At 60.9% G+C, this 11,953-nt stretch carries 11 protein-coding genes; 9 read left to right on the top strand and 2 right to left on the bottom strand.

Translation table 11 applies throughout. The features are described from left to right. Positions 1–3 precede the first annotated feature (3 nt). Positions 4–780: an SDR family oxidoreductase gene (locus GQ59_RS05870; RefSeq protein WP_037078725.1), complete on the bottom strand. Its 777-nt coding sequence runs from the start codon at positions 778–780 to the stop codon at positions 4–6. Positions 781–1,096: 316 nt separating this feature from the next. On the opposite strand from GQ59_RS05870, the gene GQ59_RS05865 reads away from it, so the two are divergent. The 6 genes from GQ59_RS05865 (at position 1,097) to GQ59_RS05840 (ending at position 6,938) form a co-directional block, all read left to right on the top strand. After that, positions 1,097–2,182 carry an ABC transporter ATP-binding protein gene (locus GQ59_RS05865; protein WP_037078723.1) on the top strand — a complete coding sequence of 362 codons (1,086 nt, stop codon included), beginning with the start codon at positions 1,097–1,099 and terminating at the stop codon, positions 2,180–2,182. 38 nt (positions 2,183–2,220) lie between these two features. After that, positions 2,221–3,525: an extracellular solute-binding protein gene (locus GQ59_RS05860; protein ID WP_037078720.1), complete on the top strand. Its 1,305-nt coding sequence runs from the start codon at positions 2,221–2,223 to the stop codon at positions 3,523–3,525. Between the two features lie 17 nt (positions 3,526–3,542). After that, complete coding sequence (locus GQ59_RS05855) at positions 3,543–4,487, top strand: carbohydrate ABC transporter permease (RefSeq protein ID WP_162183285.1); 945 nt, start codon at positions 3,543–3,545, stop codon at positions 4,485–4,487. A gap of 1 nt (position 4,488) precedes the next feature. Then, the gene (locus GQ59_RS05850; RefSeq protein ID WP_037078717.1) at positions 4,489–5,334 is read left to right on the top strand and encodes a carbohydrate ABC transporter permease; all 846 of its coding nucleotides are present in this window, start codon (positions 4,489–4,491) and stop codon (positions 5,332–5,334) included. Between the two features lie 4 nt (positions 5,335–5,338). After that, positions 5,339–6,136: an alpha/beta fold hydrolase gene (locus tag GQ59_RS30505; protein WP_051903812.1), complete on the top strand. Its 798-nt coding sequence runs from the start codon at positions 5,339–5,341 to the stop codon at positions 6,134–6,136. A gap of 94 nt (positions 6,137–6,230) precedes the next feature. After that, a complete protein-coding gene (locus tag GQ59_RS05840; RefSeq protein WP_244447912.1) occupies positions 6,231–6,938 on the top strand; it encodes a GntR family transcriptional regulator in 708 nt (235 codons plus the stop codon). A gap of 259 nt (positions 6,939–7,197) precedes the next feature. Here the strand turns inward: GQ59_RS05840 and GQ59_RS05835 are convergent, their stop codons facing one another. Next, positions 7,198–8,235 (bottom strand): dipeptidase, encoded by a 1,038-nt coding sequence (locus tag GQ59_RS05835; protein ID WP_037078711.1) that lies wholly within the window; start codon positions 8,233–8,235, stop codon positions 7,198–7,200. 209 nt (positions 8,236–8,444) lie between these two features. On the opposite strand from GQ59_RS05835, the gene GQ59_RS05830 reads away from it, so the two are divergent. Genes GQ59_RS05830 through nikC form a run of 3 tightly spaced genes read left to right on the top strand, consistent with a single transcriptional unit; the run spans position 8,445 to position 11,952 of the window. Continuing rightward, a complete protein-coding gene (locus GQ59_RS05830) occupies positions 8,445–10,043 on the top strand; it encodes an ABC transporter substrate-binding protein (protein ID WP_037078709.1) in 1,599 nt (532 codons plus the stop codon). After that, complete coding sequence (locus tag GQ59_RS05825; RefSeq protein ID WP_037078706.1) at positions 10,040–11,053, top strand: ABC transporter permease; 1,014 nt, start codon at positions 10,040–10,042, stop codon at positions 11,051–11,053. The genes GQ59_RS05830 and GQ59_RS05825 overlap by 4 nt, the downstream gene beginning before the upstream one ends. After that, positions 11,050–11,952 carry a nickel transporter permease gene (nikC, locus tag GQ59_RS05820; protein ID WP_152564261.1) on the top strand — a complete coding sequence of 301 codons (903 nt, stop codon included), beginning with the start codon at positions 11,050–11,052 and terminating at the stop codon, positions 11,950–11,952. The genes GQ59_RS05825 and nikC overlap by 4 nt, the downstream gene beginning before the upstream one ends. The last annotated feature ends 1 nt before the right edge of the window (position 11,953 follow it).

Raw genomic sequence — 11,953 nt, 5'->3', positions numbered from 1 at the left:
TCGTCAGATCACCGAACCACGCGCGGCGATGCCGCCGTCGATGGTGACGACCGTGCCGGTGATGTAGCCGGCCTTGGGCGAGGCGAGGAAGGCGCAGAGATCGGCGACTTCTTCGGCCGTGGCCGGGCGCTTGCCCGGATACTTGTCGTAGAGTTCCTTCCAACGGCTCTCATCACCGAGCATGTCGATCGCCTTGCGCTTCATGATCTTGAACATGCGCGCGGTATCGACCGGCCCGGGATTGACGCCGATGACGCGGATACCCTGATCGAGGCTGCGGCCGCCGAGTGCCTTGGTGAAGCTCATCAGCGCTGCGTTACCGGTCGAGCCGGCAAAATAAGCAGCATCCCAGTTTTCGCCGGAATTGCCGATGACGTTGATGATGACGCCGTCGCGGCCCTTGCGGCGTTTCCAGAATTCGCGCGAAAGGGTAATATAGCCAAAGACCTTGAGATCGAAACCGCGGCGGATGGCTTCGTCGGTGACGTCCTCGATCGAACCCGCGGGGATGTCACCCGCGTTGTTCATCAGGATATCATAATCTCCACAGGCCTTATCGAGTGCGACCATGGCTTCGGTCGTACTCAGATCCGCCTCGTGCACGGTGATGTTCACCGGGTATTGGGCGAGCTCCTTCTTCAGGTCCTGCATGGCGGCGCCGTTGCGGGCGGCAAGGTGGAGGTGGCATCCTTCAGCAGCCAGAACCTTGGCGATCGCGTAGCCGATGCCCTGAGATGCTCCGGTGATGAGGGCCGTTTTGCCGGCAAGATTGAGTTCCACCCTACGTCTCCTGTGATGAATACATATTTGTCTTTTTTGCATACGCCATTTACGCTGACTGTCCATAGGATTTTTAAACGAACTTGAAATTTTCTGCCAGATAAACGGAGTAACCGCCGTTATTATTCTAATTTGCTTCATATATAAGCAAACACATCAGGCATTAGGCCCAAAAAATGAGCAGGAAAAGCGGTTAGCCAAATAAATCATCGACGTATACATTTATCTCTTGCGAGAATACATTTTTCATCCCTAATGTCTGGATAGCGGGATCAGCGGGTCTCGGAATTTCAATGGAAAAGGCCTTACAGCCGGCATGGCAGACGTTCAGCTTAAAAAGGTGGGCAAGACCTACGGGAGTGCTTCGGCAACCACGATCGATGGACTTGACCTGCATATTCGCAGCGGTGAATTCGTGGTGCTGGTCGGCCCCTCGGGCTGCGGCAAGTCCACAACGCTGCGCATGATTGCCGGCCTGGAAGAGGTCAGCAGCGGCGAGATCTGGATCGGCGAGCGCCGGGTCGACGAGCTCGATCCGCGCGAGCGCGACATCGCCATGGTTTTCCAGAACTACGCGCTCTATCCGCATATGACCGTCGCCCAGAACATGAGTTTCGGCCTGCGACTCGCCAAAGTGGACAAGGCGGAAATTCGCCGCAAGGTCGAGGAAGCCGCCAAGCTGCTCGAGATCTCCGCACTGCTGAACCGGCGGCCGAAGCAGCTTTCCGGCGGCCAGCGGCAGCGTGTTGCCATGGGGCGCGCCATGGTTCGCGATCCGGCGGTCTTCCTATTCGACGAACCGCTTTCCAACCTGGACGCCAAGCTGCGCGGACAGATGCGCACGGAAATCCGCCGGCTGCACAAGCGCCTGAAGGCGACAACCGTTTACGTGACCCACGACCAGGTCGAGGCGATGACGCTCGCCGATCGCGTCGTGGTGCTGAACAACGGTAAGATCGAGCAGCAGGGCACGCCGCAGGAACTCTATGAACGTCCCGCCACCCGCTTCGTAGCCGGGTTCATCGGCAGCCCCTCGATGAACTTCCTCCCCGCGCAGGTCGCCCTGGACGGCGGCGCGCCGGTGCTGAGACTCAACAGTGCCACCCTGCCGTCGCCAGCCGACCGGCGCGATGCTCTCCTTCCGTATGTGGGAAAGACTGTCGAAGTGGGCCTGAGGCCGGAACACTTCCTGGCCGGCGACGGCAAGCCGGATCTTTCGGTTCCCGTCGATATGGCTGAACTGCTCGGACCCACCACGCTGGTTCACTTCACCCTTGCCGGCGTGCCCTGCGCGGCCATGCTTGCGCCGCAGCATGCCCACCCCGAGGGTAGCCAGCAGCCGCTCCGCATCACGTATGACCGCATGTCGCTTTTCGACCCCGATACCGGCGGCGCCATCTGAAATTGCTATCGGATAAAACACCAGAAGGAGAACGGCTGATGAAGATCTATGCTATCGTTTTTGCCAGTCTGCTCGGCGCCACGGCGCTGAATGCCACCGGGGCTCAGGCGCAAACCGCGGCTGCCTGCACCGGCGAAACCGTGACGCTACGCATCCTGCGCACGCCCGGCAACTATCCGTATCCGAAGCCGATGGAAGCCTGGCAAAAGGAAAACCCTTGCGTCAAGTTCGAAGTCAATGAAGTCCCCTTCCCGCAGCTCGCGGACACGATTTCGGTCCAGGCAGCCAGCTCCAACCCGCCTGATATCATCGTCTACGACGGCCCGAACACCCAGTCCTACGCGGCCGCCGGCATCCTGCTGCCGATCACCAAATACCTGCCGAAGGGCTGGGATGACGATATCCTGCCGGCCACCAAGGCCGAGCACAGCTACAATGGCGAGGTCTATTCGCCGGGCATCGAGCAGACCACCGTTGCCATGTACTACAACAAGAAGCTGGTCGAAGCCGCAGGCGTAAAGCCGCCGCAGACGCTTGCCGAGGCATGGACATGGCCCCAGGCGCTCGAAGCCTTCAAGAAGTGCCAGCAGGGTCCGGCAGGTGCCGCCGCGGTCTGGGGCCTAGGCCCGACCCGCTTCGGCAACGGCCAGCCGGGTCTCGTCTATCAGGACCTGACCTACCAGCGCTCCGCCGGTGACCCGAAGGCAGCCCCGACCACCAGCGCCTACAAGACCTTTTGGGCGTTCGCGCCGGACGGCAAGACGGCTGAAGGTTATCTCAATACGCCGGAAGCCGTCGAAGCGCTGAAATTCTACCAGTCGATGTTCAATGCTGAAGGCGTTGCGCCAAAGGTCGGCATTCCGAATGCCTTCTTCGATGCCAAGGCCTGCTTCTACATCGATACCCCAGCCGCCGGCAACGCGCTGATCAAGGACCCGAAGATCGAATGGGGTATCACGCCGCTGCCGTATTTCAAGACGCCTGTCGTGCATACGGGCTCGACCACGTTCGGTGCGACCGCCCGCTCCAAGCATCCCGAGATCGCCGCAAAGTTCGTGGTCGATATGTCATGGGGCGAATATGCCTATATGAACGTCAGCCAGCGCGGCAATCTGCCGACATTGAAGAGCCTGTTCTCCCGGTTCGACATCTACAACAAGTATCCGATGAAGGTCTTCGTCGACCAGCTTCAGTCCTGGGGTCAGCCGCGCCCGCCGGGCCCGAAATTCGCCCAGTATGACAAGATCGTCAGCGAGGCTCTTCGTGGTGTTGCCTTCGGCGGCAATCCGGCAGAACTGATGGCGGACGCTGAAAAGAAGGTTCAGCGTATCCTCGACCGATAATGACAATGGACGCGAGAATGTCGAGAGGCGAACAAACCCTTACCGTTTCGGCGGGCGCAAAGACCCGGCCGCGCAAGGCCGCCACCCGGCGGCAAAAGCAGGAGCGTCTGGTCGCTGTCGGCTTTCTCGCGCCTTTCATGCTGCTGCTGTTGATCTTCCAGTACGTTCCTCTGCTGGTGATGGCGCGAAACAGCTTCTACGACTATTCGCTGCTCAACCCGGCAGCGGAGAAATTTGTCGGCCTGCGCAACTTCGCCGACATGATCGAATATGACGATGCCCGCAGAAGTTTCGGCATCACCTTCCTCTTCGCTTTCGGGGTGGTGGTTTTCGTCATCCCGATCGCCTTCGCGCTTGCCCTCTTCCTCAATTCGAAACTTCCGGCGCGCGGCCTGGTGCGCACCATGATCATGCTGCCGGTCGTCACGTCCTCGGTGGTGATCGCGACGATGTGGTCGTTCCTGCTCGACCCGTCAAACGGATTGATCAACGGCGCGCTGGATATCGTCGGCATCGCCCGGCAACCGTTTCTGACCAGCACCCAGCAGGCCCTGCCGTCGCTGATCGCCATGACGCTGTGGCAACAGGTCGGGTTCGGGGCGATCCTGTTTCTGGCCGGCCTCCAGGGCGTGCCTTCCGAACTGGGCGAGGCGGCCCGCATCGATGGCGCCACGCGGTGGCAGGTGCTGTGGAACATCACCATACCGCTCCTGTCGCGGACCACGCTGTTCGTCGTGGTGATCATGACTGTGTTTTCGCTGCAAGCCTTCGCGCCCGCCTTCCTGATGACCCAGGGCGGACCGCAGGAGGCGACGAACCTGATCGTCTACCATATCTACAATACCGCCTTCATCATGCAGCAGGCCGGTTATGCCTCGGCGCTCTCGGTCGTGCTGCTGCTCGTCGTCCTAGCCATCTCGATGGTCCAGATGGCTCTCCTGCGATCCCGTTGGAACTACTGACATGGCAACGACCCGCATCCGCCGCAGCGCGCTCACTCTCGTGATCATCCTGTTGATCATCGCCTGTTTCCTGGCGCCCTATGCCTGGGTCGTAGCATCATCGCTCAAGAACCAGTTCACCGTGTTTGGCGACGTGACGCCGCTCTCCTGGCGCGCCTTCGTGCCGGTCGGCGCGACGATCGAAAACTACGTGTCGCTGTTCGAGCGCACGAATATCCTGAGAGCCCTGTTGAACACGGCGATCGTCGCGATCGGTCAAGTAGTGTTCACGCTGCTGCTGTGCTCGATGGCCGCCTATGCGTTGACCCGCATCAAGTTTCCTGGCGCCAACGTCGTCTTCATGCTGATCCTTCTGACCTTCCTTCTGCCGATCGAAGCGATGATGGTGCCCCTCTACCAGGTGGTTTCCGGGCTCGGCCTTTCCAACACGCTGGTCGGGATCATGATCCCCTGGATCGCCAGCCCCTTCGGTCTCTTTCTGCTGAAACAGGCCTTCGAGGAACTGCCCGCCGAGCTGGAGGATGCGGCACGCATCGACGGTGCCGGACATGTGCGCATCTTCTTTTCCATCGTCCTGCCGAACGTCAAAGTTCCGATGGTGACGCTTGGGCTCATCACATTCCTGTTCTGCTGGAACAGCTTCCTGTGGCCTCTGGTCATCGTCCAGGATCCGGCACGACAGATCATCCAGGTGGCGATCGCCCAGCAGGGTTCGCCGACGCAGCTGCCGAACTGGGGCGAGACATTTGCCGGAGCGACGGTCGCCACGGTGCCGCTCATCCTGCTCTTCCTGGTCCTGCAGAAGTACTTCACGCAAGGCATGGCCACCAGCGGCATAAAGGGCTGAGCGGATGAGCGATCTTCATCTGCTGGACGCACCTTTAGGCGGCCAGATCGGCTATCGTACGCTCGGCGCCGCAGGAGATTGGCTGGTGCTGATCCATGGCTGGTGCGGCAGTGCCGATCACTGGGATATCATCGGGCCCGAACTGGCCCGCAATTTCCGGGTGCTTGTACTTTCACATCCCGGTTTCGGTGGCACCGCGCCGCCGCCTGCAGGCGGCCAGACAATCGCTGCCATGGGCGCAGCGGTTGCGCATGTCCTCGATCATCTCGACATTTCGGGCGCCATCCTGGTCGGCCACTCCATGGGCGGTCCCATCTCCACGGAGACGGCGATTGCCGCACCGCAGAGAGTGGCCGCGGTGATCGGTCTCGATACGCTGTCCGACCGGGACTATTACGGACGTGTGCCGGATGACGAGATCCGGCGTCGGCACGAGGATTTCCAGGCCGACTATCCGGGCCGGATGCGGGCCATGGTCGACATGATCGTTCATCCGACCACCGAAGAGGCCATGCGAGCCCGGATCACCGAGGGCATGCTGGCCGCGGCGCCGGGCGACTTCGCGCTGGATATCAAGGACGACCTGTTCTTCTGGAATGCCGAAGATCGCTGGCCGCTGGTAACCTGCCCAAAAATGCTGCTGAATTCACCTTACGTGGCGCGTCTGGCGCATCCCGAGCCCATGCCGTGTTTTGCCAAAACCACGATCGCCACCTACGATTCCGGCCACTTTCCCATGATAGAGGCACCGACGATGATTGTGGACAAGATCAGAAGTTGCATCGCCAGCTTGGTATACTGATTATATGATATTGAATGCAGCAGAGAAATAAACGTATATGCGCGCCACCAAAGCCCGACCGGTCACGAGCAACGCCGGCAAAGGAGCATTCGAATTGAACCAAGATGCGGTTCGCATATCCAGTGTCGTCGCGACACGCCAGGCGACACGATCGGACGAGTTGCGCGATCATCTCGAGGAGATGATCCTGGACGGCCGTCTGGCGCCCGGCGAGCGGCTGGACGAGATGGAGTTGTCGCGCCGGTTCGGGCTTTCGCGAACGCCGGTCCGCGAGGCGATCAAATCGCTGCTCGCCATCGGCCTCATCGAAACGCGTGGGCGACAGGGCACGCATGTCGCCCTGCTGTCGATACCCGCGATCATCGAGATGTTCGACGTCATGGCCTCTCTCGAGGGACTATGCGCCAAGCTTGCAGCGCGCCGCGCGACGCCGACCGAGCGGGCCGCCATGCGCGCGGTCCATGAGGAGCTGGTCAAGGCCTACGAAGCCGGCGATCCGGTGAACTTCTACAAGATCAATCAGCAGTTCCACGACCTGCTCTATGAGGCAGCGCATACACATTTCATCGCCGAACAAACGATCCAGCTCCGCCGTCGGATCGGCGCCTACAGGTTGCGCGCTACCTATCAGCCGGGGCGAATGCTGGGAACGCTGGCCGAGCATGTAAGGATCATGGACTCGATCGATGCGGGCGATCCCGACGCCGCCCAGAAGGCGGCAAGCGACCACGTCCAGCTTTTGGGAGATCAGCTGACCGACTTTATTTCGTCGCTTCCCCCTCGCCTCAACCTCTCGCAATAACGTTACGGCGAACGATCAGAACTTGTCCGAATGCGTTGACCTACGTCTGCGTGCCGGGGACACCAAGGCTGCCAAGCGTCTGTTAACGCGGTTTCGGTAGCGGCCTGCCTTTCATGCGCCCATCGGGGTTGATTGCAACGATATGACAGCTTCGTTGACAGAGCCACATAGATGGAATCTGTCGAAATCATATCTGTGCACCAGCGCCGATGAATATGCTTGGAAGGATGTGGTGGGACTTGGACCTTGCGTGGTATGGTCAGACCGCCCAGCTGCGTTCCAGTACTGAGACCCAGTTCTCATAGGCGATCTTCTTCATTTCCGCATCGTTGAAACCGTTGCGGCGAAGTGCTTCGGCGAGGCTCGGCAGACCAGTGGCATCCTTCATCTCGGTCGGAATGGTCGTACCGTCGAAATCCGAGCCGAGCGCCACATGGTCGATCCCGATGCGCTCGGCAATATAGGCGACGTGGCGGACGAGCAGGTCGAGGCTGGTATTCGGGTCCCGGGCGCCATCGTCGCGCAGGAACAGCACACCGAAATTGATGCCGGCCAGGCCGCCCGTGTCGCGGATCGCGTCGAGCTGGCGGTCAGTCAGGTTACGGCTGTGCGGGCAAAGCGCATGCACGTTCGAATGGGACGCCACCAACGGCGCCGTGGAGATTTTCGCGATCTCCCAGAAACCGGCTTCGTTCATGTGCGACAGGTCGACCATGATCTTCAGCTCGTTGCAGGCGCGGATCAGGTCCCTGCCCGCGTCGCTCAGACCCGGACCGATATCCGGCGAGGACGGGTAACGGAAGGGAACACCGTAAGCAAAAATGTTCGGCCGGCTCCAGACCGGCCCCAGCGTGCGAAGCCCGGCCTGATGAAGGACGTGAAGCGCATCGAGATCGGCGGCGATCGCTTCGGCGCCCTCGATATGGAAGACGGCGGCGAAGCTGCCCTTGTCGATCGACTGGCGAATGTCCGAGGCCGTTCGGCACACCGTCACCGCACCCTGCGAGCGTGCCTCGATATCGAACAGCAGCCGCGCCATGGCGAGCGTTTCGTTGAGCGCTTCCGGCTGCGCCGGTGTCGGGAAATCGCCATTGGCATCCTTGGTCATGCTCGGCGACGGCACGTAGATGGCGCAAAGGCCACCGGCCAAGCCACCGGCCCTTGCGCGCGGCAGGTCGATATGTCCGACCTCCTCGCCTTCGAGAAAACGCCTGACCGGGTCCTCGCCGCCAGCGCGCCTCAGGCGCAGCAGCACGTCGTTATGGCCGTCGAAGATCGGGAGCGAATTGTTCAGCATTTTCTGAAATGTCCTACCGGAGCCTGGAAATTGCGTTTACCGTTAAGTTCCGGGCGCGGCGGCCGCAAATGCAAACCGCGCATAGCCCATTCGAAAAACGGAATTGGTCGCCTGAAATCGCGCCTGATAAGAGGCCTGCATCTTTTTGCGGCAAAATCTTGCCGGCTTCCGGCATTCCGGAGGTCCGGTCGTTCCAGGGGAATATAATAATGGTATCCAGACGCAATTTTCTGATCGGCGGCGCAGCCCTGCCCTTCCTGTCCTATATCGAACTGGCAGACACCGCCTTCGCTGCCACGCCAAAGGATATTCTGGTCGTTGCCCAGCAGCTCGACAACATGACCAGCCTTGACCCGCATGAGGGTTTTGAGGCAGTCGGCGGCGAAGTGATGAGCAACATGTACCAGAAGCTGGTGCGTGCCAACAGCGACAATCCCGACCAGGTTCTCCCCGTCGTCGCCGCTTCCTGGGAAGCCGATGCCGACAACAAGGTGTTCACCTTCAAGCTCGCCGACGCCAAATTCTCGTCCGGCGCACCGGTCACCGGCGAAGACGTGGCGTTTTCACTGCAGCGCGCCATCAAGATGAACAAGAGCCCGGCCTTCATCATCAACCAGTTCGGCTTCACCGCCGAAAACGTCGAGAGCCGCATCGTCGCCAAGGACGCAAAGACCGTCACGCTGACGACCGAACAGCCGACCGCGATTTCCTTCCTGCTGTTCTGCCTCTCGGCAAACATCGGCGCCATCGTCGAAAAGAAGGTGGTTCTCGCCAATGAGACGAATGGCGACCTTGGCAATGCCTGGCTGCAGAAAAATAGCGCCGGCTCCGGTTCCTTCAAGCTGCAGGCCTGGAAGGCTTCGGAAAGCATTACCCTGGTGCTCAACGAAAACGGTCCCTACAAGGGCAATCTGAAGCGCGTCATCATCCGCCACGTCGTCGATCCTTCGTCCCAGATGCTGATGCTGCAGAAGGGCGACGTCGATATCGCCCGCGACCTGACCTCCGAACAGCTGAAGGCTCTGCAGTCGGACGACAGCATTGTTTTGGTACGCAAGCAGATCGCCTCGCTGGTGCTGATCTCGCTCAACCAGAACAATGCCAATCTTGCCAAGCCGCAGGTCTGGCAGGCGGTGAAGTGGGCGCTCGATTACGAAGGCATGCAAAAGAACATCGTGCCCCTGACGCACGCCGTTCACCAGAGCATGGAGCCGGCCGGTTTCCCGGGCACGGTCACCGACACGCCGTATAAGCAGGATCTCGAAAAGGCCAAGGCGCTGATGGCCGAAGCCGGGCTGAAGGACGGTTTCGACATCACCCTCGACCACTATTCGGCACAACCCTATCCGGACCTCGCCCAGGCGATCCAGGCCAATCTCGGCGCCATCGGCATCCGCGTGAAGCTACAGTCGGCCGAAAACCGTCAGGTCCTGACCAAGATGCGCGCCCGCGGCCATGAAATGGCGCTGTCGGCATGGGGCACGGACTACTTTGATCCGAATTCGAACGCCGAAGTGTTCTGCATCAACAAGGACAATTCGGACGACGCCAAGAAGAAGCCTTTCGCATGGCGCTCGAGCTTCAAGAGCGACGAGTTCACCGCCAAGGCGGAAGCCGCCCGCGACGAGAAGGATCCGGCCAAGCGTCTGGCTCTCTATGAAACGCTGCAGCGCGACTTCATGGCAAACAGCCCGTTCGCGGTGATGTTCCAGACCACCAGGACCGCGGCCTGCCGCAAGAACGTCACTGGTTTCCAGCTCGGCGTTCTCTCGGAAGGCAATTCCTACCTGGAGACCAACAAGGCGTGAACCGACGTTTCAAGAGCCTTGCAGCAACACTGAGCAGCGTCCTCCTGACGCTGTTCGGTTTGACTGTGCTGACATTCCTCATCGGCCGGGTCATGCCGGTCGATCCGGTGATTGCCGCCGTCGGCGACAATGCGCCCGAGGACGTCATTCTTCGCGCACGCACCGAGATGGGCCTCGACCAGCCCATTCCGGTGCAATTCCTGCATTATCTCTACCAGCTCGCCCACGGCGATTTCGGCATGTCGGTTCTGACCAAGAACCCGGTGGCGCAGGACATTGTCCGTTTCTTCCCGGCGACGTTTGAGCTTGCCACCGCGGCCCTCTTGCTGGCTGCACTGATCGGCATTCCGCTCGGCGTCTGGGCCGCCGTCCGCCAGGGCTCGTTCACCGACCAGGCGATCCGCGTCGTCTGCCTTGCCGGCCATTCGGTGCCGGTCTTCATGCTGTCGCTGATCTCGCTCCTGGTCTTCTATTCGGCGCTCGACATCGCGCCCGGCCCCGGCCGCCAGGACATCATCTATGACGGCATGATCGACACGGTCACCGGCATCCTGACGATAGACACCCTGATCGCCGGCGATCTCGGCGCCTTCTGGGATGCACTGGCGCATATGGCGCAGCCGGTCATCATCCTTGCCTATTTCTCGATGGCCTATATCGCCCGCATGACGCGCGCCTTCATGATCGATGCGCTGAAGGGCGAATTCGTCATCACCGCCCGCGCCAAGGGCCTTACGCTGACCAAAGTCATCTGGGGCCATGCCTTCCCGACCGTTGCCGTCCAGCTCGTCACCGTCATCGCCCTGACCTATGCCGGCCTTCTCGAAGGCGCCGTCGTCACCGAGACGGTATTCTCGTGGCCGGGCATCGGCCAGTATCTGACCGTATCGCTGATGAATGCAGACATGAACCCGGTCATAGGCACCACGCTTCTGATCGGCCTGATCTATGTCGGTCTCAATCTGATTGCGGACATCCTCTACCGCGTCCTCGATCCACGGGTAAAATAATGATCGCCACCTTCCGAAACTGGGCGCTGGATGAAAGTCCGTCATCGCGCCAGCAGGCCGCCTGGGGCAACCGCTACCGTATCTGGCTGAACCTGCGCGGCAACGCGCTCGGCATGATCGGCCTGACCATCGTTCTCGTATTCATCGGAATCTCGCTGTTCGCGCCGCTGCTGGCGACGCATGATCCCGCCACCCAGGAACTCGGCAATCGCCTTACCGCGCCGAGCGCCGCCCACTGGTTCGGCACGGACGAACTCGGCCGCGACATCTATTCGCGCCTGGTTTACGGCGGCCGCGTCACGCTTGGCATGGTCATCGCCGTCGTCGTGCTCGTCGCGCCGATCGGGCTCGCCATCGGCTGCATCGCCGGCTATTTCGGCGGCATCGTCGATACGATCCTTATGCGCGTCACCGACATCTTCCTGGCCTTCCCGCGCCTTGTTCTGGCGCTCGCCTTCGTGGCAGCGCTGAAGCCGGGTGTCGAAAGCGCCGTCCTCGCCATCGCACTCACCGCCTGGCCGCCTTACGCGCGCATGGCCCGCGCCGAAACGCTGACGGTGCGCGGCAGCGACTTCATCGCCGCCTATCGCCTCACCGGTGGCTCTTCCTGGCGCATCATCTTCCGGCATATCATGCCGCTCTGCGTACCGACGCTGATCGTTCGTGTCACGCTCGACATGAGCTCGATCATCATCACCGCCGCCTCGCTCGGCTTCCTCGGCATGGGCGCCCAGCCTCCGTCGCCGGAATGGGGTGCGATGATCGCCACCGCGAAACGCTTCATCTTCGAACAATGGTGGGTTGCGGCCATTCCCGGCATTGCCATCTTCCTCGTTTCGCTCGCCTTCAACTTCTTGGGCGACGCGCTGCGCGATGTTCTGGATCCGAAGGGGAACTGAC

The sequence above is a fragment of the Neorhizobium vignae genome (assembly GCF_000732195.1).
Lineage (GTDB): Bacteria > Pseudomonadota > Alphaproteobacteria > Rhizobiales > Rhizobiaceae > Neorhizobium > Neorhizobium vignae.
This window is presented reverse-complemented; position numbering and strand designations above follow the sequence as displayed.